Origin of the sequence: Proteus sp. CA142267, from assembly GCF_003336825.1 — a bacterium.
Lineage (GTDB): Bacteria > Pseudomonadota > Gammaproteobacteria > Enterobacterales > Enterobacteriaceae > Proteus > Proteus terrae.
This window is the reverse complement of record NZ_QPMG01000001.1, coordinates 35,783-56,200: the sequence shown is the minus strand read 5'-3', so window position 1 is coordinate 56,200 and position 20,418 is coordinate 35,783. Positions and strand designations below refer to the sequence as shown.

Genomic DNA, 20,418 nt, shown 5'->3' with positions numbered 1-20,418 from the left:
ACTGTTTTATCTGTTTTTTCTCCTTCACAACCATTAGATCTTTAAGTTTATTCTGTTATCTAATTTATTAGAGATGCAATACTATCTAAATATACTTGTGCAACAGTGCATCTCTATTTTGCAGTTCTCACTAATACTGCTCATCAACTATGGATAGAATGAAAATGATGATTAAACCCAATAAATTAACGCTATCACTTATTACATTATCTATCATTAGCGCAACTAGTGCTTTTGCTAATGAAATCAATTCAGTAGATCTTACTAAATCACTTAATTATGATATAAAACTCAATCAAGCAACGATTTTTTTACGGGGTGCTGAACTTGAAAATAACGTCACTCTCAACTTACCTGCAGGGCAGAGTGAAGTTGTTTTATCTAATGTTGCAAACAATATTGATCCTAGAAGCTTATCAATTAGCATTGATAATGAAGATGTGATTATTAACACCATTAACGTTAAAAAAATTCCTATTGCCCCTAGTTACCCTTCTGACATTGCAGTATTAATGGAAAAACAGAAAGACATTAATAAGCGAATTGAAGTATTAAACATCAATATTAATGTGGGTGATGAACAAATTACTTTATTAAAAGACCAATCATTTTTTGGTTATGGTGAAACTCAGTCATTAGAGCACTCATCACAAAAATTTGATTTTATTAGCCAAAAAATGACATCAATTCTAAATCAGCAAAAAATAGCGCGTGAAGAAATTGCTGAATTAACAGAACAATTAGAAGAGTTAAGTCGACAATTAGAAATTGATATGCCAATTATTGCGCAAGAGAAAACGCAAATTGTTTTATCTTTAGGCACATCAAAAGATCTAACCAGTAAAATGCGTATTTCTTATATAACACCAGATGCTGGATGGTCACCTGCTTATGATATTCGAAGTCAAGGAATGGATAAGCCAATATTACTCACCTACAAGGCAGATGTTATTCAAAATACAGGCTTAAATTGGGATAAAGTAAAACTGATTTTAACATCCACAAATCCATCTTTAAATATTACTGCACCAACCTTATCACCATGGTATCTCGCTCTTTACAATGATAATGCTAAATTTAGAAGTAAAAGTATGAGTATGGAAATGACTTCTCCAGTAGCACCATCTCCTGCGATAACAATAGAAGAAAGTCATGAAAAACAATTAAATAAAGGTGTAACACGATATGTAACAACCAATAATAATGGGATTAATTTAAGCCATGCTATCGCATTACCTTACACCTTAAAAAATAGCACGAAGCCTAATACATTAGTGATTAATCAAAAAGAAGTTGTTGCGGATTATCGCTATTTAACGACGCCTAAATTAGTTGAAGAAGTTTATTTACAAGCTGAAGTTAAAGATTGGGAAAACTTAAATTTACTTAATGGCCGTACGAATATTTACTATATGAATAGCTTTGTTGGTAATAGTTATATTAATACTAACGAATTAACAGAGTTACTTAGTATTCCATTTGGAATAGATAAAAATATTCAGATTAGCCGTATTAACAATGAGAAAATAAGAAAAGAGCCTATCTTTATTGGTACAACGATTGAACAAAAAGAGAGTTATACTATTAAAGTAAGAAATACTTATAATTCTCCTGTAAAAGTCACTATTTACGATCAACTACCACTTAGTCAGGAAAACAATATCAATGTAACAGATGCAGTTTATAAAGATGGTGTACTTGATAAAGATACTGGCGAAATTAAATGGGATATCACATTAGGTGCCAAAGAGGAAAAATCACTACCATTAAATTATACCCTTTCTTATCCTAAGAATAGACAAATTATGGGATTATAATTTCTCTTATCTAAATTTAAAAAATAGAATAGGGTGCAATAGCACCTTTTTCTATTCACAGAAGAAACTAAATAAATAGCAGTAAAATTTTTAATGGCCATTTTTCTGCATAAATTGATTAACATTATTTTTGATAGTTTCTCTTAACCACAACACTTTAGAGTTATACACATGGCGTTTATGCCACAGTAAAATAAATGAAATATCAAGCTGTTCAGAAACACTATGTGGCAGTGGTAGAGGTAATGTTACTAAATTAGGTAAAGCCCTAGAGATATAATGTACACAATATCCGGGCAAACAAGTAATAAGTTCATGATTAGGTTGAGATATCATGAATAAAGTTTGCTCAAATGACGTGTAAGTCATGGCAATATTACGTAAACGTCCATGCTCTGCCAAAATATCATCTAATGCCCAATGAGGGCGTTTATCATATTCTGTTGAGATGTGAGAATAGCGCAAAAATGTCTCTAAATTCCAAGGCTCTTTTAATAACGGGTGATCTTTTCGCAAATAAACTAATGGTGTATCGCGAAAAAGCTCTTCACAATCGATGACTTCAGGTAATAAATGTAATGCTTCTTTAGAGCCTGAATAATATTCACGACCTAAAAAAGCAATATCAGCATCACCATCAATAATGCTCGAGAGTGAATTATATTCCCAATTTCGTATTTGCACCATTGATTGCGGATAATAATTCAATAATAGCTCTCTTGTGATCCCATTCCTATTCTTAGTTGGGTTTACACAAGGTATGATAATGACCCCCATGCTTAATTTAGCATTAGCTAAAGTTAAATCCGAATTTGTTGGTATTGCTTTAGGATTAACTGCAACATTGCAACAAGTTGGTGCCGCTATAGGGGCAACTTGTGTTTCAATTATTTTGCAATTTAGTCTTAATCATACACTTACAACAAATATGATTTAACAATATAAGATTGCATTTAGTTTTAGTATGATTTTCAATCTTATTATGGCTATATGTGCCACTTTGCTATTAAGAAAGATAGTTATTAAAAATAAATAGATATATTGTTATACATAAAAACGCCATTAATGTTCTCACCATTAGTGGCGTTTTTGTATTAATGACAATGAGCTATTTTAATCTTAAAAATCGTTGTGATATCAGATAAAGCTTAGCTAATCTACTGATATACTCATTTTTTGTTATTCATCTTTATATTATAGAGATATTCTTATGCCGTGGACTTTTTCACATCCTTCTATTGTTTTCCCCATAAAGCAGTCCCGAATAGGAAAAAACCTTAATTTACCTGCATTAATTGTGGGAAGTACTTCACCTGATTTACTCTATTCTTTTGGTTTATATCAATCAGCGACAACGGCACATGATTTATTGGGCTGGTTTTATACTGCATTTCCTTTTTGCTTACTGGTTTTTATTCTAAATTATTTACTACGAGATCCATTAAAGTGCGTATCGCCAATCCCTTTATATAAGCCAATAAAACCCAATATTCGAGCATTAAGCTTATTTGTTTTATCTCTGTATATTGGTGCAATAACTCATATTATATGGGATTCTTTTACCCACGAAACAGGAACTGCTGTCAGATTATTTTCTGTACTACAAGCACAGTTATTACAAGGAATGACCGATAGTCAAGAGATTGCTATCTATAAATTATTACAACACTTAGGCTCTGTATTAGGGTTGCTTTATTTGTGTTGGAAATACATTCAATACCAACGCAAACAAGATGTGCCAACACAAAAAGAAAATCGTACTAAGTTATATCGCTTAATTAGGGTCGGTTTTCTGTCTGGATTATGTGCTTTGCCTTTAGCTTTACAATTCTCAAATAAAGGGCAGGGAATTAACATTAATCGGTTTATTTTCCTTGAGCTCTCTTTGGCAGTACCTTTTTTCTTTGCTTTAATAATAATCTTAGGAGTTTGGTTATACCGAACTAAAATTTTAGTAAAATAAACCCAAAAAAGCCCCGCAACATATATTTACGGGGCTCTTCTTTAATATACACTGTATTTAATACAGAAAATCCTAGCTATTTATTAGTTTTTAAACCACTGCATGACTTCTTCATAGCTTCCTTGGTAAATAATCTTATCTTCCTTTTTACTTAATTGATAACGATACATCGGATCGTAATATTCTTTAAGTAAGGGAGTTAACCAAGAAAAATGTGCTTCTGTATTAGACTCTTTTTTCTGAATTTCTAGAGCATCATCTAGCAACTGCGTTAATTCCATTGCTCTTTGAGAGCCCAATCGACGGCGGATAGCAAATAAACCATGATGTAAATAATCACTGTAAGCTTGCCAACCTTTTTCTTCGCCATACGCTTCCAGATAATCGTGCGTCATACGATCAAAATATTCTGCTTTCAAACGTTCTATCCGTCGCTCTAAGGGATCATCCACAACAACTATTGAAGCACCAACCATTTTTGCTCGCAAACATTCAGGTAATCCATTAGCTCCAATAGCACGACCTTCATCCTCAAGCACCCATCGTGTATATTTCGGTGATTTTTTCAACATTTCAACACCAAGATGGTTTTCAAATGTGGCCTGAGGAAATTGCTCTTCTACTGTACGACCAAAAGATGAACCTCGATGGTGTGCAATACCTTCGAGATCAATACCTTCTGGTAATGAACGCACTAAAGTCGTTTTTCCATTACCAGTACATCCACCAATTAAGATTATAGGGCGTTGAACTAATTCATTTGTCATTTCAATAACAGTCTGTCTTAATGCCTTATATCCACCTTCAATTAATGGATAATCTATACCGTTTTCTTTAAGCCATTGCTGAACAATATGAGAACGCATTCCTCCACGAGCACAGCAAATATAACCATTTGGAAATTGCTCACAAGCATCACGCCAAGCTGCAATACGGTTATCACGAGTTTCACCACTTACCAATTGATGTCCTAAATCAACCGCTTTTTGTGAGCCTTGTTGTTTATAACAAGTTCCTACAGCAGCGCGTTCTTCATCATTCATTAAAGGCAAATTAATCGCATTAGGGATTGAGCCTTGATTAAATTCAATAGGTGCACGCACATCAATAATAGGTGTGTTATTAGCAAGAATATGTCGAATATTTTGAGCAGAAAACGCTGATTCCATAATAAAAATTGTAATATCTAGTCGGGCTGAAAGATTAGCTACTATACTCTTAAAATCATGTAACGCCCATAATTACAGTCATATTTAAAAATGGAGTCCTTCTTTCAATAAAAAAAATTTAAGATAAGGATGTAGATTGATAGATAAAAAACATCTAACATCTGTTTGATGGGATGTTTTAGATTAATTCATTGATTAAATACTATAAATAAAAACACTATCGTGTTGAAAACGAACCATAAAATTCATCGTAAAATGACGAGTGCATTACCTTGGACATAATAAAAAAATATTATCGTATTACTAGCTTGAGCATAATGATGTTGCTGTTATCAGGTTGTTCTCGAGGCCATTCTCCTTTTATTAGTATGTTAGGCGCCTATTTCCCATATTGGATGTTATGTACATTTATCGGCTTATTAGGGGCTTTTGTCATACGTGTGTTACTTATCTATTGGGGTATTGATGATAAATTGCCACTTCCTTTAATCTTTTATTTTGCAATATTGTTATCAATTTCTTTAACCATCTCTTTATTTTATTTTTCTTATTAAATTATGGATAAAAAAATCAAAAAAAAGCTGGCGCTTATAATCACTGTGATCGTTTTTGTGATTACACTCATCTTATTGTGGAAAAATATTCAATTGTCAGCGTTAAATCCACTCAGTGAAGATGCAATAATTGATGCTAACAAAATTAACATATCATCAACTGTGCCGGGCCGAATTAGTGCTATTTACGTCAAAGAAAATAGCAAAGTTAATAAAGGGGATTTACTGTTTACTATCGATCCCACTATGTACGCATTAAGAGTTCAGCAAGCAAAAGAACAGCTCATGATTGCTGAAGCAACATTAAGTAACAAACAACGTATTATTATTGCAGAAACATCAAATTCAGAAGTTGCAGAAGCACAAATAAAACGTGCTCAAGTCAATTTGTTATTAGCGACTCAATCACTCAATAGATTAGAACCATTATTAGCAAAAGGATTTGTGACCGCACAACAAGTTGATGATGCGAGAACATTAAAACATGATGCAGAAGTCACATTAAAACAGGCACAAAAACAAAATGTCGCCTCAGAAGCCCTAATTAATAATACAGATTCAGAAGTAGCATTAGTGAAATCGTTAAAAACCTCATTGGAAATGGCTGAATGGGAATTAAGTAATACTGAAGTAAAAGCGCCAAGCAATGGTTACGTTGCTGGATTAGTGCTATCACCAGGTGAATTTATTATTTCTGGACAGTCTGTATTTACCTTAATTAATACTGATACTTGGTATGCTTCAGCTTATTTTAAAGAGACCGATTTAAATAATATAAAAATAGGTAACTGCGTCGTTATTTATTCAATGATTGATAATAAGCACCCCATTAAAGGCAAAGTAGAAGGTATTAGCCGAGGGATCATGTCGACTGATCTTATTAATATTCCAAGAGACTTACCTTATGTACCTAAATCATTAAATTGGGTTAGAGTTCAACAACGGTTTCCTGTTAAAGTCACTATCACCAATCCACCAGAAGATCTTATGCGGGTTGGCGCTACAGCAACTGTCAATATAATAGCTAACGACGATGATTGTTAAACCCTCTCTAATAGTGAAACAAGTCAAAAAAGACTTGTTACCCTTTGATTTTCGTTTAGCAACTACTTGGCGCATTGCATTACTTTGTGCCTTAATGGCTGCTATTGCGATGATTTATGAAATTCCCGAATCTGCAATAAGTTGCTATTTAATTATCTATTTAATCAAAGCTGATGCTGTACAAAATATATTATTATCTGTTGGCGTAATTATTTTATGTTCTATTGTCGTGTGTATTATCTTTGTTCTTTTTAACCTCACGATACAAAACATTATTTTACGATTCTTCTTTATGGCTTTGTTTTCAGCTGTTTTTATGTATTTAGCATCGGCCAGTAGCCTTGGTGACATTGGTAATTTAGTAGCTTTAGTTATCGCCTTTTTAATGACTTTAATTGATGACATCCCTGTAGGAGATGTTGCAACAAGAGCATTACTTTATGCATTACTGATGGCAGTATCTCCAATGTTATTGGTTATTTTATTTAATTTCTTTGTTGGCATTAGCCCAAGAAAATTACTGTTAAACAGGATCGCCACACGCTTTTCTATTGCAAGTGATTTCTTTTTAGGAAGAAAAGAAAGCCAACTAGAAATTAGTGAATTACTGAGTACACAAACAGAATGTAAACGTTATTTAATGTTTATTAAAATGTTTTATTTACGGGGAAGAGAAGACATTAAATGGTTAGAAAATATTATTGATAACTCTTATCAAATATTAATTATGTCATTAACTTTTGATAAAAACACACCAACTTCTATACGTTTTCTTCTTTCTAAAAGATGTTTAGAAATTGCCGATTGTTTTACACACCATCAAATAGATAAAATAAAAGATAAACAACAAGCTCAATATACAATAAGTAAAATTCACTTATTAAATACTTTTAATAAGATTTTATCTAATAAAAGAGAAATTAAACCGGTACAGAAAAAAACACCTTTTTTTGTTAGTGATGCATTTACAAACCCTAACCATAAGTACTTCGCTTTAAAAACCACTATAGCCGCTATTCTATGTTATATCTTTTATGATTATTTTAAATGGCAGGGCATTCATACTGCAATGATCACTTGTTATGTTGTGGCATTAACATCTGTCGGTGAAACAGTTCATAAATTAACATTGCGGATCACCGGATGCCTAATTGGGGCACTAATTGGCATGATTTCATTGCTTTATATTATCCCTAACTTATCTGATGTTTTTGAATTAATGGTGCTGATCTTTTTCTGCTTATTACCTGCAGCTTGGGTTGCTGTTGGCAATGAACGTATCTCTTATGCCGGTGTACAAGTCGGTTTAGCATTTTTATTAACAACATTACATGGATTTAAACCTAGTTTTGATATGGACGTAGTCTCTGATCGCATTTTAGGCATTTTGTTAGGTAATATTGTGATGTACATTATTTTCACAAAAGTATGGCCTTCAAGTATTGTTAATACGATATACAAACAAATCACTTCTATTTTAGATAATTATATAGACCTAAGATATTCGACAAATAAAAACGATATGTTAATTTTAGTTTCATCCGTAAATGAAGCTATTACACAATCAAAAGACAATATAAACTTACTCATTTTTGAAAAAAAAGATAGAGAAAGAAATAAAAATCTAATGCTTTTTTTTAAGGAGTCATTAAATAAAATTTCTTATATTAGTTATCATAATTACGCTCATAAATTTATTTTTGAATATAATCTTGCTTATTCAAATGTCGATGAAAATTCAAAATATGAATTTAAAAAAAACATCCTTAATGAAGAAATGAAAATATTACCGGCAGATGAAAGAGAACTTGTATTTAAACATTTAATAAGAGAAAAACTATAATGATAAATTTAGTCATTAATAATAAGAAAAACATTCTGTCATCTCTGTTAAGCCTATTACTTGTTGGTTGTGTTGACACAAACAGTTCATTTAAGCAGTATTCTCAAGAGCCTATCGCTTATGATAATACTCAATATCTTTCCTCATCGGCTGAGCAATACTTATCGCTTCCTCAAGAACAAACGGTTAAATCTCGCTATGCTTTAGCTGACCTGATAGATTTAGGACAACAAAATAACCCAGACACTCGTATTGCATGGGAATTAGCAAAAAAATCAGCCACTGATATTGGTATGGTAGAAAGCACATATTTGCCAATTATCACAGCAACAGCACTCGCAGGATATCAACATGGGAAAATTGATTTACCTAAAAATCCTATTGTTGATGATATAAAAACATCTAGTAGCGCTTTTATTCCAGCTCTCACATTTAGATGGCTTATTTTTGATTTTGGTAAACGAGGGGCATTAGTTGATGCTGCCAAACATACTTCATTAGCAATAAATCTTAATTTTAATCTGATGCATCAAAAAATTATTCATGATGTTTCGGTTGCCTATTTTAGCTATGGTGCAGCACAAAAAAAGGTGAATATTACTCAAAAAGCCCTTCAAAGAAGTAAAGATATTTTATATGCCGTTGAGCAAAAACGAGTGAAGGGATTAGCGACCGTATTGGACGTGGCATTAGCAAAACAACAAGTTGCACAAATTGAATTACAAAACGTGTTAGCTAAAGGTCATGAAAAAGATCAATATCAAATCTTATTGTCTGCTATTGGCGTTTCACCTTTTGAAAAAATAACCATTAATTATGCCGATGATAATTTTCTTCCTGATGATATTTCGCCGTTAACTCATGATGTAATAAAAAAAGCACTTGCACAACGTCCTGATGTTTTAGCGCAATATGAATTACAACAAGCCGCAATTAAGGCTGCTAATTCTGTCGAATCTGATTATTTCCCTAAAGTATATCTTGCTGGTGCACTTGCAGGAGGAACAGGTAGCTTTGATGTTCAGGGACTTCCTGATATTAGCCAAAGAACGTCATCTTCTAATATCTTGATTGGAGTCAGTATTCCATTATATGAAGGCGGAATACGTCAATCTAGAATGGCAAATGCACAATCAGAAATTAGGCTAGCTCAAGAAAATTTACGCAAAAGCCAAGATCTTGCAATAAAAGAGATTTCAATTAGCGAAAATGCTCTCAAATCAGCACTTGAGGCAAATAAAGCGTCTAAAAATTTAGTAGAGACAACACAATTAACATATACCGCCAGTGTAGAATTTTATCGCAACGGACTGGGAACAGTAACCGAAATTAATACCGCAGAGGTTGCATTATTAAATGCACAAATGTCTCAGATTGATGCCTATACAGGATCACAGATTGCAGCCGTTGATTTAGCATTTGCATTAGGTGAAATAGGTAGGGTGTTGCCTAATTCAGCACCACATTAGAAATATTTCTTTTGTATATTGTTATTTTAGTAGAGGTGGCGTTAATAATAAATCGCCAGCCTCTAACGCAACGATGAAAGATTATTTATTCAAGTTAATCTGTTCAAAAGCAGGTTTATTTATATCTTTAAACTGTGAAAGAGAATATTCGGTATAGTTGATATCGTTATAGCCTCTTATTTTCATTGTACCATTCGTCAAATCAGATAACGTTGTCCAAACAGTGTATTCCGTTTGCAGTTGATTACTAGTGCTTTGACTTTCGCCCATGATATCAGCCGTGATATTTTTTGTTCTATCAAAGCGATTCATAATGTGCGCTAGGGTATTCATCGCTTCGGGTGTTGATTCGGCTGTTGGTGCGTAGGTTGAAAAATAAACCGCGCGGATAAAACGGCCGACAGACGTATCTGATGAAGGTAATTGAGATGTTGCAATGCCACTATCAGGCTGTACGACATTGATATTAGCCAATTTACCTGAAGATTTATCAATATTAGTTAATTGGCTATAATTATTGAGGTTAGTTAAATGCCAAGGAAAGTCTGGACCATTTGTCATTACACGGGTTGGATTTTGATAAACGTGTAATTTACCGTTTGTAGCTTCAACGACAATACTTCCACCTTTTTTATCATAAAAAGCATAGTGAAAAGGCGATTTTAGATTGCCAAAGTTTTTTAACACGGGAGCCCAAAAATAACCTGACTCAACCGCTTTTTGCACTTCTTCAACTGTTGAAAAATTAGCTAAAGCCCATTCACCTATAGAAGTAACGGGAATGGCTTTATCATAATCCTTTTTATCAAGCGGTGATAATTCAGCTTCTGTTATCATATTGGCGCTAAATGACAAACCCGCACTATTTAAACCTTGTAATAGGTTATGATCATCACCATCAAAAAAGATATCTGTTGTAACGGCTAATATGTCATATTTATTGCTATAACTTAGGCTATTTTCACCATTAGGAGCTTTTTTTGTGAATTGTGTATTTTTAGGATAAAAAGTAACCCATGAAGGTAAATCTGCCGTCAGTTCAAGTGTTCTACCTTGGTAAACGTTATTATTTTTATCAAGTATAGCCAAACTAGAACAGGCTTCACTCGCTACTGAAACAGCGAGTAATGAGGATAATAAACCAACCAATATTTTATTGCGTTTCATTATGAATTCCTTAATTAAAAAAAACTCCTTTAAAGTTAGTTCAAATAAAGAATACGACAACTATTTGGTAATTAAATAACAAATATTTTTAGAACATTGGAGATCTTGTGATACTTGAAATTGTTAGAACATTTTTACACTATAGCTTGCATTTTCTGGCACCCATTTTATTAGGCTATCTTTTCTGGCGTAAGAATTGGAAGATAGCCTCACTTCTTATGATAGGAACAATGGCCATCGATATTGACCATTTGTTAGCAACACCTATATTTGATCCCAACCGCTGTAGCGTAGGCTTTCATCCATTACATACTGTTTGGGCTGCCTTGATTTATTTAGGGATATGGTTTTTACCCTCATGGAAAGTAAAAGCCATTGCAGTAGGGTGTTTATTTCATTTATTTACCGACTCAGTTGACTGCTATTTAGGTGGATTAAAACCCGATCTAACAATAACGATGAGTTGTGATAAAAATTACTTTATGTCTACTTTCAATAATAAATTTATTGCACCCAAATAGTAGGGATTTTAATTATTCCTTTATTTTTTATTTAGATTGCTTAGTAAATTTTATTAACACACCACCAATAATCAGCAAAACACCTATTATTTGCAATAGTAGGTTATTACTTTCAATACCACTGAATATATCAATAACTAGACTTGAGATCATTTGTCCGCAAATGGCTAAAACAGACGTTAACATAACCCCCAATAACGGTAGAACATAACTATTAATGACAACGAAGAATGCACCAATAATACCACCAGCAAAGGCAATTAAAGGGATCGTAGTTAGTAAGGAAATCCAAGGTGTTGAAGAGAAGTTAGGTATACGCCTATTTCATAGAACAACAAGAAGTGTCAGTTTAACCGAAGAAGGCATTGTTTATATTGGCTATATTCGAGAGTCTTATAAGTTAGCGGTAATGGCAGAAGAGGCTGTTTCACAATTTAGCGATAAAGCCAAAGGTAGGATTAAAATTTCAGCGCCCATGTCATTTGGTACGTTACATCTTGCTAAAATAATGCCTTTATTTATGCAGAAGTACCCAGAGCTTGATGTGCAACTTTTATTTGATGACAAAGTAACGGATTTAGTCACAGAAGGATACGATCTTGCAATTAGAATTGGTGAATTACCCGATTCCTCATTGATAGCACGTCAATTATCACCTTGTCATAGCCAGCTTTATGCTTCTTCAGAATATCTTGATAAATATGGTGAACCCATGCAAGTTTCTGAGTTAAAAAACCACAATTGTTTATCGTATTCATTATATCAAGCTGGCATGGAGTGGGTTTTTTATCAAAGAGGTAAAAAATATAGTCACATTCCTAAAGGTAGTTATCGTGCCAATAATAGTGAAGCATTATTACAAGCCGTTTTACAGGGAATAGGTATTGCTTTACTCCCTCATTTCATTACTCAAACAGCCTTATCAAATACAGATAAAAAGCTTATCCCTATATTGACGCACTTCGATTTACCTGAGCACTTTATTTATGCGGTTTATCCTGACAAAAAAAATCTTCCGCGCAAGATAACGCTATTTGTTGATTTCTTAAAAGAGCAATTCGGTGTTAATAGCGACTATCAACACAATATCGAAAAAGAATAATCACAATAAACGGTTATCATCGCCGAAAAAGTCATCTGCTAACCACTGCGTTACGATTTTAGCATTAATTTGAAATGTGCTAAAAAATAGCAACTAATCCAATCATTTTTATTGTCGCTTTAAGGGATTTTTCTCTCTTTTAAACCTTATAATCTGGTGGTAATTGCAAAAAGCTTGATGTAGAGTGCTCAGTCTTTTTTTAATGAAGTCTATTGGGGAGGCTGAATGTTTATTGGCTTTGACTACGGAACATCAAACTGTTCTGTTGCAATTATGAAAGAGGGGAAACCCACTCTTTTGCCTTTAGAAGGTAATGATGTGTATATTCCATCAACCCTTTGTGCGCCAACCCGTGAATCTGTTTCTGAGCACTTATTTCGCCACTTAAATATTAAACCTTCCAGTGAAGTTGGCGAACAATTACTAAGAAAGTCGATTGCGTTTAATCGAGAAGAAGATATTGAATTAGTTCCTGAAGATATTCTTTTCGGACAATCTGCACTAAGTTTATACCTACGTGACCCTCGTGATGTCTATTACGTTAAATCACCTAAATCCTTTTTAGGTGCTTCTGGCCTACATGATATACAAATTAGCTTCTTTGAAGATTTAGTTTGCGCCATGATGGCAAATATTAAGCACCAAGCAGAAAAAAGCACACAAGAAGCGATCACTGATACCGTTATTGGCAAACCGATTAACTTTAATGGGTTAGGTGGCGAGGCTTCAAATAGACAAGCTGAAAGTATTCTTATCCGTGCAGCTAAAAGGGCCGGCTTTAAGAATATTATGTTTGAATTTGAACCTGTTGCTGCTGGGCTTGAATATGAGTCAACGTTAACTAAAGACCAAACTGTATTAGTCGTTGATATTGGTGGCGGTACCACTGACTGCTCATTAATTCAAATGGGGCCAAGCTACCAAGGTAAAACTGACCGTTCAAATACATTACTTGCCCATAGTGGACAACGTGTTGGTGGTAACGATCTTGATATTTACCTTGCTTTTAAACAGCTTATGCCATTATTTGGTATGACAGGATTAACGTCTTCAGGTATTAAATTACCTCTGAAACAGTTCTGGGATCCTATTGCAATTAATAATGTCGAAGCACAAAAAGATTTTTATTCTCGTCAAAATCTTGCTGCATTAAATCAGCTAAGACGAGACGCTAAAGAGCCTGAAAAAATAGCGCGTCTTATTGAAGTCTATAATGAAACATTGGGCTATAGCATTGTTAGACGTGCTGAAGAAGCTAAAATCGCTTTATCAGATTCCCCTGAATATATTGCTAATATCGCACTATTAAGTGAAACCTTAGAATTAACTATCGAACGCGATCAGATGGTTGAAGCTATTGAATCACCAAAAAGTAAAATGATTGAATTAGTTAATGATGCCGTTTTGCAAGGGGGAATAAAACCCGATGCTATCTTTATGACGGGAGGCTCTGCGCGTTCACCTATTTTATGTCAAGCCATTGAACAGCAATTGCCTAATATTCCGATTGTTAAAGGTAATGACTTTGGATCGGTTACCGCAGGTTTGGCGCGTTGGGGCGAGGTCTGCTTTAAATAATGAGTATTAAATAATCGGTTTTAAATAACTGATGTTTTCAATATATTAAAGCGCTTTACATTCAATCTTTGTATTGATTAGATGTAGAGCGTTTTGCTTTATAAAACACGATAAAAACACAACATTCGACAGGAGAACACATGTACCGCTTCCAAAATGATTATAATGAAATTGCACATCCTGCGGTCATGAAGGCAATCACTGATACAGTGGGGCAACGCTATGATGGATATGGTATGGATAAGCTTTGTCATCAAGCTGCTCAATCAATAAAACAGCGTATTCAACAACCTGATGCAGATATTCACTTTTTTAATGGTGGTACCATTACTAATTTAACCGCTATCTCTCATTTTTTACGTCCACACCAAGCCGTTATTTCTATCAGTACTGGGCATATTGCTACACATGAAACAGGGGCTATTGAAGCAACAGGGCATAAAGTTATCACAACATTTTCCGCTGATGGCAAATTAACACCAGAGTTATTAAAACCTATTCTTGCTGAGCATAATGATGAACACTGGGTTCAACCCAAACTTGTTTATATAACGAATGCCACAGAAATTGGTACGGTTTACCGCAAAGCGGAGTTGCAAGCGCTACGTAACTACTGTAACGAACATAATTTATGGTTGTACCTTGATGGTGCTCGTTTAGCAGCAGGATTAATGTCCGCACAAAGTGATCTGACTATTGAAGATATCGCCAGTTTAACGGATGCGTTTTATATTGGTGGTACTAAAATCGGTGCAATGTCAGCTGAAACGCTCGTGATTTGTCATCCTGCACTAAAATCTGATTTCCGTTTTAGCTTAAAACAAAAGGGCGGGTTACAAGCGAAAGGTTGGTTATTAGGTGCGCAGTTTGAAGCTTTATTTAAAGATGATCTCTATTTTAAATTAGGCAAACACATTAATGAAATGGCATCACAATTAACCGAATTCTTTACTGAACAAGGCTTTGAATTTTTAGCTCCGCCTGAATCCAACCAAGTTTTTGTTATTTTACCAAACACAATTGCGGAAAAATTAACACAACAATTTGTTTTTCATCGTGTATTACTTGAAGATCCTAACTTGAGTTGCTTACGTCTTTGTACTTCTTGGGCAACAACACAACAAGATATCGATGGATTTAAAACGGCATTTCTGCAATTAGTTTAAATTTTCCGTTTAAACTTATCTCTTATTGTTATGCATTACACGCTTATTACGTGTGTAATGCATTTTCAATATAATCAGAATTTAATTACCTTAAATCTAAATATAATGCTGGAGAGGTGCATTAATAATGTTATATTGATTACTCCTCTCTCAACATAGGTAGGGTAAAAGAATGAAGAAATTGACACTCCAAGAGATGACCGATGCCCAAAAAATGCGAGTAAAAACCAGGATAGGTCAAGAGAGAAAGAAATTAGGGCGCGAATTAACCAATGCCGAAATGAATAAAGTCAAAGACTCCATTATTACTGAAATCTCCCTCGAAGTTGAAAAAGCCACCAAAAAAGCACAAGCCCTCAAGAAAAAACAAAAATTAGCCCCTAGCAATGAAACCTATAGTTGGTCAGCTAAAAACCATCGTAGCGGGTATCGTTAATTTTTTAATTCGCCCTGATATATTTATTTATCAGGGCTAAGCAATTAATTTCCTGCACTCTGAACAACTACACCCAATAAAGCACCTAATGGTGCCAGTAATACATCACCAATTTTTTCATTTTGCCTTCTTATCTATTATGTTTTACCAATATAGAGATCTCATAGTGCATCTCATCTTACAGCTATAAGTGAAAAATAAAACCACCCTTAATTGAGTGGTTTTAAATAATACCCTGATATTGACGCAATATAGTTATATTTCCATCTTATCAATCAATGAATATAACTTTTTAAAGGCATGATATTTTTTTTCGTATGTTTTATGTTTTTCTAAATCTGGTGTATGGCGTTTTTCAAGCTTAGGTTGAGAAAGAATAACGTGTGATGAATGAGCAGGATTTACTGCTAATTGTGCCAGTCTTGCTGCACCAAGAGCTGGGCCAACATCGCCACCTTGGCGATAATCGAGTTTTTTTCCTGTAATATCTGCAAGCAATTGTCTCCAATATTCACTCCTTGCACCACCACCAATTAACGTAATGTTATTAGCTAATTGACCTGCATTTTCAGCAACTTCAATCCCTTGTCGTAACGCAAAGCTTACACCTTCAAGAACAGCTTGGCATAAGTCAGCACGTTGATGTTCATGGGTTAATCCCCAAAAGACACCTTTCGCATTAGGGTTGTTATAAGGCGTCCGTTCGCCTGAAAGATAAGGTAAAAATAGGAGAGGGCTATCAGTAAAAATTGCGTGTTCAATCTCTTCAAACATCGCACCCACACTCTCAATTCCTGTCAATTGACACACCCAATCAAGGCACGATGCGGCACTTAGCATCACAGACATTAAATGCCAAGTATTGGGTAATGCATGACAAAAACTGTGTACTGCATTGTCACTATTTTGGAGAAACTTTTCGCTAACAACAAAATAAACACCTGAAGTACCTAGAGAGAGCATCGCTTGACCGGGTTGATAAACGCCGACACCAATTGCACCCGCTGCATTATCGCCACCACCAGCAATAATAGGCACTTGTTTCATCTGCCATTTTTTAGCGATATCAGCCAATAGATAGCCGGTTATTTGATTGCCTTCAAACAACGTCGGCATTTGACGACGCGTTAATCCTGTGGCATTTAAAAGCTCATCACTCCAATCTCGCTTTTGCATATCTAGCCAAAGCGTACCTGCTGAATCCGACATATCACTGGCGAAATTACCGCTCATCTTCCAACGTAAAAAATCTTTAGGTAATAAAACATGCGCAATGCGTTGAAAAATTTCAGGCTCATTTTCAGCAACCCATTGTAGTTTTGGTGCAGTAAAACCGGGCATAACTAAGTTACCCGTAATTTTTTTAAACTGAGGATATTGCGCATCAAGTGCCTGACACTGTTTAAAACTACGGCCATCGTTCCATAAGATAGCAGGACGCAACACCGCTTGTTGAGCATCAAGCAAAACGGCACCATGCATTTGCCCGCTTAGCCCAATCGCCTCGATTTGATCCATTGGATAACTGCGTCCAAGCTGAAGAATGGCTTCTTCTGTTGCTTGCCACCATTGCAGGGGATCTTGTTCTGACCATTGAGGGTGAGGGCGTGATATTGCTAAAGAAACGGAATGACTGGCGATAACGTCACCTTGCTCATTCATAATGATCGCTTTAACGCTTGAAGTGCCTAAATCTAGCCCTAAATACATAAAGTTATCCCATGACCTGTATCTAATTAATAAACACAGCGGAAAACCCGCTGTGCTATTACATTTATGCCATTAGCCAAAAATATAGCGATTCACTAAACTTTCTAGCATTTCTTGGCGTCCACTTTGTAATTGTGGCGCTAAGGTGTTGCTTTGTGCATATTTTGCCACTTCTTCAAGGCTTAATTTACCTTGTAAGATATTTTGACCAAACTCTGCACTCCAGCCTGAATAACGCTGCGCTGTAAATTTATCAAGACCACCATCTTGGATCATTCTTGCTGCAATGCGTAATGCCATTGCCATTGTATCCATTCCTGAAATATGTCCGTAGAAAAGGTCATATTTATCATTACTTTGACGACGAACTTTAGCATCAAAGTTTAAACCGCCTGTTGTAAATCCACCTGATTTAAGAATTTCATACATTACTAGTGCATTTTCTTCTACGCTATTTGGGAATTGATCTGTATCCCAACCTAATTGTGGATCACCACGGTTAGCATCAACAGAGCCTAAAATACCTAACGCAATGGCAGTCGCAATTTCATGATGGAAGCTATGTCCTGCTAACGTTGCGTGGTTGGCTTCAATGTTTACTTTGACTTCTTTTTCAAGACCAAACTGTTTTAAGAAACCATAAACAGTCGAAGTATCGTAATCGTATTGATGTTTTGTCGGCTCTTGTGGTTTTGGCTCAATCAGTAATGTGCCTTGGAAACCAATTTTATGTTTATGCTCAACAACCATCTGCATAAAGCGACCAATTTGCTCTCTTTCTTGGCGTAAATCTGTATTTAACAGCGTTTCATAGCCTTCGCGTCCGCCCCATAATACATAGTTTTCACCACCCAGCGCTTTTGTCGCTTTCATCGCTTCACAAACTTGTGTCGCAGCCCATGCAAAAACATCAGGATCAGGGTTAGTCGCTGCACCCGCACCATAACGAGGATTGGTGAAGCAGTTTGCGGTTCCCCATAATAGCTTAACGTTGGTTTCTTCTTGTTTTTTCGCTAATACATCGGTTATCGCCGCCATATTAGAGATATATTCATTGATGTTATTGCCTTCAGAAATAACATCGACATCATGAAAACAGTAGAAAGGAACATTGAGCTTATGAAAGAACTCAAAGGCAACATCTGCTTTGCGTTTTGCTTGCTCTAATGCTTCACCTGGCGTTTGCCACGGTCTATCAAAAGTACCGATACCGAACATATCAGAACCATTCCAGCAGAAGTTATGCCAGTAGCAAGCGGCAAATCTTAGGTGATCTTCCATGCGTTTACCTAAAATAATCTCATCTGGATTATAGTAACGAAACGCTAGTGGGTTATCGCTTGTTGTGCCTTCATATTGAATTTGTTCAATTTTATCGAAGTAAGACATGGAACCGTCCTTATTTAGTATCAAGTTGTAATTCTGAATGTGATTCAAGCTCAGCAGTCATCTCTTCCTGCTCTTCTGGTGTTAGTTTGGCAATGCCAAAGCCCGTGAAACCCCACAGCATGGCGAAGAAGATGCCACTCCAGCACAATACAGCCCAAGGTAAGTAACTTAAGGTTGCAACACCTAACGTACCTGCCATATAAGCGCCTGCGGCTGTCCACGGTAAAATGGGTTCAAAGATTGTGGCGGAATCTTCTACAGTACGAGCTAAGTTTTTAGGGTGTAAGCCTCGTTCGATATAGGCACCGCGCAACATTTCGATAGGAATAAGGATTGAGATTTGTCCATTACAGGTCACACCAATCATGGTTAGTCCGCAAGCAATTGTGGCTAAGATCATTGAACCGGTTGAGTGAACCATTTTTAACAATGCATGGACAATTACTTCTAATGCGCCACTTAACGATAAAGTACCGGCAAAAGAGAGGGCGCAGAAGCAGATAAGCAGGGTACTCATCATTGAGTTCATGCCACCACGATTTAATAAGTTACCTAATAATTCAGGAACTTCTTTCCCTTGGATCATTGAGACATTGAAGCCATCAACCGCGCTTTTTACGATGTCATGTAATCCAAAACCTTGAATAAGATAAGCATTAAACATCGCAATGGCGGCAGAGGCTAACATCACTGGAATAGTCGGTTTTTTCGTTACTGAACCATATAAAATCACTAATACAGGAATGAGAAGGATTAGATTGAAGTTATAAACATTCTCAAGACCATTGGTAATTAATGTCACTTTTTCTGGCACACCTTGTCCTGCTAAATCACCGTTCATTCCATAAACAGTCATCACAATCGCGGTTAAAATCAGCGAAGGCAGTGTGGTGTAAAGTAAGTGCCAGATATGTTGATAGAGGTCGATCCTTGCAGCCATTGCTGCAAGATTAGTATCACCTGATAGCGGTGAAAGTTTGTCACCGAAATAGGCACCCGCAACTACGGCACCGGCTGTTGCAGCGAGGTTTGCATCCATACCGACAGCAACCCCCATAAAGGCAACACCGATGGTTCCTGCTGAGCCCCATGAAGTTCCTGTACAAACTGACACTAATGATGTCACCAATAATGCCGTAACATAAAGCATTTCTGGGCTGATCATTTTTAAGCCGTAATAGATCATCAATGGAATGGTACCACCAATCATCCATGTGCCGATTAACAAGCCTACGCTGATTAAAATCAGCAAGGCTGGCATGGTTTTAGCAATTTTTTGTGAGATTGCCGTTAAGATCTCGTCATAGCGATACCCTAATCGCTTGACCAATAGTGCAGCTACAACTGTAGACAGCACCATTAAAGGCTCTGGTGGTAAATCAAAAGCGGCGTAGCCTCCTCCTAATAGCACCACCATGGTGAATATAGGAAAGAGTGATTCGAGTAATGTAGGTGTTCTCGGGCTGTTTATCGTTTGCGTTTTCATTGTA

19 protein-coding genes are annotated in these 20,418 nt (G+C 35.6%); 12 read left to right on the top strand and 7 right to left on the bottom strand.

Features of this window, described 5'->3' with window-relative positions; all coding sequences use genetic code 11:
• Positions 1-164 precede the first annotated feature (164 nt).
• On the top strand, positions 165-1,817 hold the full coding sequence (locus C0T34_RS00285; protein WP_239450308.1) for a DUF4139 domain-containing protein: 1,653 nt from the start codon (positions 165-167) through the stop codon (positions 1,815-1,817).
• A 90-nt stretch (positions 1,818-1,907) separates the two neighbouring features.
• Here C0T34_RS00285 and C0T34_RS00280 read toward each other — a convergent pair whose 3' ends face one another.
• Positions 1,908-2,525, bottom strand: a complete 618-nt coding sequence (locus C0T34_RS00280; protein ID WP_235365393.1) for a LysR substrate-binding domain-containing protein — start codon at positions 2,523-2,525, stop codon at positions 1,908-1,910.
• A gap of 58 nt (positions 2,526-2,583) precedes the next feature.
• On the opposite strand from C0T34_RS00280, the gene C0T34_RS18185 reads away from it, so the two are divergent.
• Positions 2,584-2,754, top strand: a complete 171-nt coding sequence (locus C0T34_RS18185; RefSeq protein ID WP_204100970.1) for a hypothetical protein — start codon at positions 2,584-2,586, stop codon at positions 2,752-2,754.
• 273 nt (positions 2,755-3,027) lie between these two features.
• Positions 3,028-3,780: a DUF4184 family protein gene (locus C0T34_RS00270; RefSeq protein ID WP_109849484.1), complete on the top strand. Its 753-nt coding sequence runs from the start codon at positions 3,028-3,030 to the stop codon at positions 3,778-3,780.
• Positions 3,781-3,863: 83 nt separating this feature from the next.
• On the opposite strand, the gene mnmH is transcribed toward C0T34_RS00270, so the two are convergent.
• Positions 3,864-4,949, bottom strand: coding sequence for a tRNA 2-selenouridine(34) synthase MnmH (mnmH, locus tag C0T34_RS00265; RefSeq protein ID WP_098942885.1), 1,086 nt, complete (start codon positions 4,947-4,949; stop codon positions 3,864-3,866).
• 317 nt (positions 4,950-5,266) lie between these two features.
• Here mnmH and C0T34_RS18265 point away from each other — a divergent pair, with 317 nt between their 5' ends.
• From C0T34_RS18265 to C0T34_RS00245, 4 genes are read left to right on the top strand one after another with little or no spacing between them, the layout of a single operon-like run.
• Positions 5,267-5,503: a YtcA family lipoprotein gene (locus tag C0T34_RS18265; protein ID WP_237585704.1), complete on the top strand. Its 237-nt coding sequence runs from the start codon at positions 5,267-5,269 to the stop codon at positions 5,501-5,503.
• Between the two features lie 3 nt (positions 5,504-5,506).
• Positions 5,507-6,547, top strand: coding sequence for a multidrug transporter subunit MdtN (gene mdtN, locus C0T34_RS00255; RefSeq protein ID WP_098942889.1), 1,041 nt, complete (start codon positions 5,507-5,509; stop codon positions 6,545-6,547).
• The gene (locus C0T34_RS00250; protein ID WP_098942891.1) at positions 6,537-8,390 is read left to right on the top strand and encodes an FUSC family protein; all 1,854 of its coding nucleotides are present in this window, start codon (positions 6,537-6,539) and stop codon (positions 8,388-8,390) included. The genes mdtN and C0T34_RS00250 overlap by 11 nt, the downstream gene beginning before the upstream one ends.
• A complete protein-coding gene (locus C0T34_RS00245; RefSeq protein ID WP_109849483.1) occupies positions 8,390-9,859 on the top strand; it encodes a TolC family protein in 1,470 nt (489 codons plus the stop codon). The genes C0T34_RS00250 and C0T34_RS00245 overlap by 1 nt, the downstream gene beginning before the upstream one ends.
• Positions 9,860-9,940: 81 nt before the next feature.
• Here the strand turns inward: C0T34_RS00245 and C0T34_RS00240 are convergent, their stop codons facing one another.
• Positions 9,941-11,029, bottom strand: coding sequence for a linear amide C-N hydrolase (locus C0T34_RS00240; protein WP_226892380.1), 1,089 nt, complete (start codon positions 11,027-11,029; stop codon positions 9,941-9,943).
• A gap of 104 nt (positions 11,030-11,133) precedes the next feature.
• Between C0T34_RS00240 and C0T34_RS00235 the strand changes: the two genes are divergently transcribed.
• Positions 11,134-11,547 carry a DUF6122 family protein gene (locus tag C0T34_RS00235; RefSeq protein WP_098942897.1) on the top strand — a complete coding sequence of 138 codons (414 nt, stop codon included), beginning with the start codon at positions 11,134-11,136 and terminating at the stop codon, positions 11,545-11,547.
• A 27-nt stretch (positions 11,548-11,574) separates the two neighbouring features.
• On the opposite strand, the gene C0T34_RS00230 is transcribed toward C0T34_RS00235, so the two are convergent.
• Positions 11,575-11,787: a DMT family transporter gene (locus C0T34_RS00230; protein ID WP_239450318.1), complete on the bottom strand. Its 213-nt coding sequence runs from the start codon at positions 11,785-11,787 to the stop codon at positions 11,575-11,577.
• Between C0T34_RS00230 and C0T34_RS00225 the strand changes: the two genes are divergently transcribed.
• The 4 genes from C0T34_RS00225 (at position 11,765) to C0T34_RS00210 (ending at position 15,829) form a co-directional block, all read left to right on the top strand.
• Complete coding sequence (locus C0T34_RS00225; RefSeq protein ID WP_109849481.1) at positions 11,765-12,649, top strand: LysR family transcriptional regulator; 885 nt, start codon at positions 11,765-11,767, stop codon at positions 12,647-12,649. The two genes, C0T34_RS00230 and C0T34_RS00225, sit on opposite strands and share 23 nt — an antisense overlap.
• A gap of 225 nt (positions 12,650-12,874) precedes the next feature.
• On the top strand, positions 12,875-14,227 hold the full coding sequence (yegD, locus tag C0T34_RS00220; RefSeq protein ID WP_098942903.1) for a molecular chaperone: 1,353 nt from the start codon (positions 12,875-12,877) through the stop codon (positions 14,225-14,227).
• 140 nt (positions 14,228-14,367) lie between these two features.
• The gene (locus C0T34_RS00215; RefSeq protein WP_098942905.1) at positions 14,368-15,393 is read left to right on the top strand and encodes an aminotransferase class I/II-fold pyridoxal phosphate-dependent enzyme; all 1,026 of its coding nucleotides are present in this window, start codon (positions 14,368-14,370) and stop codon (positions 15,391-15,393) included.
• Between the two features lie 172 nt (positions 15,394-15,565).
• Positions 15,566-15,829 (top strand): DUF3811 domain-containing protein, encoded by a 264-nt coding sequence (locus C0T34_RS00210; RefSeq protein WP_098942907.1) that lies wholly within the window; start codon positions 15,566-15,568, stop codon positions 15,827-15,829.
• Positions 15,830-16,084: 255 nt separating this feature from the next.
• On the opposite strand, the gene xylB is transcribed toward C0T34_RS00210, so the two are convergent.
• The 3 genes from xylB to nhaC form a co-directional block, all read right to left on the bottom strand.
• The gene (xylB, locus tag C0T34_RS00205; protein ID WP_109849480.1) at positions 16,085-17,539 is read right to left on the bottom strand and encodes a xylulokinase; all 1,455 of its coding nucleotides are present in this window, start codon (positions 17,537-17,539) and stop codon (positions 16,085-16,087) included.
• A 72-nt stretch (positions 17,540-17,611) separates the two neighbouring features.
• Positions 17,612-18,928, bottom strand: a complete 1,317-nt coding sequence (gene xylA / locus C0T34_RS00200; protein ID WP_109849479.1) for a xylose isomerase — start codon at positions 18,926-18,928, stop codon at positions 17,612-17,614.
• Positions 18,929-18,938: 10 nt separating this feature from the next.
• The gene (gene nhaC, locus C0T34_RS00195; protein WP_098942911.1) at positions 18,939-20,414 is read right to left on the bottom strand and encodes a Na+/H+ antiporter NhaC; all 1,476 of its coding nucleotides are present in this window, start codon (positions 20,412-20,414) and stop codon (positions 18,939-18,941) included.
• Positions 20,415-20,418: the final 4 nt, after the last annotated feature.

Coding starts and splice junctions, on each gene's coding strand:
- yegD (WP_098942903.1), top strand. CDS start 12,875: ATGTTTATTGGCTTTGACTACGGAACATCAAACTGTTCTGTTGCAATT.
- nhaC (WP_098942911.1), bottom strand. CDS start 20,414: ATGAAAACGCAAACGATAAACAGCCCGAGAACACCTACATTACTCGAA.
- C0T34_RS00270 (WP_109849484.1), top strand. CDS start 3,028: ATGCCGTGGACTTTTTCACATCCTTCTATTGTTTTCCCCATAAAGCAG.
- mnmH (WP_098942885.1), bottom strand. CDS start 4,949: ATGGAATCAGCGTTTTCTGCTCAAAATATTCGACATATTCTTGCTAAT.
- C0T34_RS00245 (WP_109849483.1), top strand. CDS start 8,390: ATGATAAATTTAGTCATTAATAATAAGAAAAACATTCTGTCATCTCTG.
- xylA (WP_109849479.1), bottom strand. CDS start 18,928: ATGTCTTACTTCGATAAAATTGAACAAATTCAATATGAAGGCACAACA.
- C0T34_RS00215 (WP_098942905.1), top strand. CDS start 14,368: ATGTACCGCTTCCAAAATGATTATAATGAAATTGCACATCCTGCGGTC.
- mdtN (WP_098942889.1), top strand. CDS start 5,507: ATGGATAAAAAAATCAAAAAAAAGCTGGCGCTTATAATCACTGTGATC.
- C0T34_RS18185 (WP_204100970.1), top strand. CDS start 2,584: ATGACCCCCATGCTTAATTTAGCATTAGCTAAAGTTAAATCCGAATTT.
- xylB (WP_109849480.1), bottom strand. CDS start 17,539: ATGTATTTAGGGCTAGATTTAGGCACTTCAAGCGTTAAAGCGATCATT.
- C0T34_RS00225 (WP_109849481.1), top strand. CDS start 11,765: ATGACAACGAAGAATGCACCAATAATACCACCAGCAAAGGCAATTAAA.
- C0T34_RS18265 (WP_237585704.1), top strand. CDS start 5,267: ATGATGTTGCTGTTATCAGGTTGTTCTCGAGGCCATTCTCCTTTTATT.
- C0T34_RS00285 (WP_239450308.1), top strand. CDS start 165: ATGATGATTAAACCCAATAAATTAACGCTATCACTTATTACATTATCT.
- C0T34_RS00210 (WP_098942907.1), top strand. CDS start 15,566: ATGAAGAAATTGACACTCCAAGAGATGACCGATGCCCAAAAAATGCGA.
- C0T34_RS00250 (WP_098942891.1), top strand. CDS start 6,537: ATGATTGTTAAACCCTCTCTAATAGTGAAACAAGTCAAAAAAGACTTG.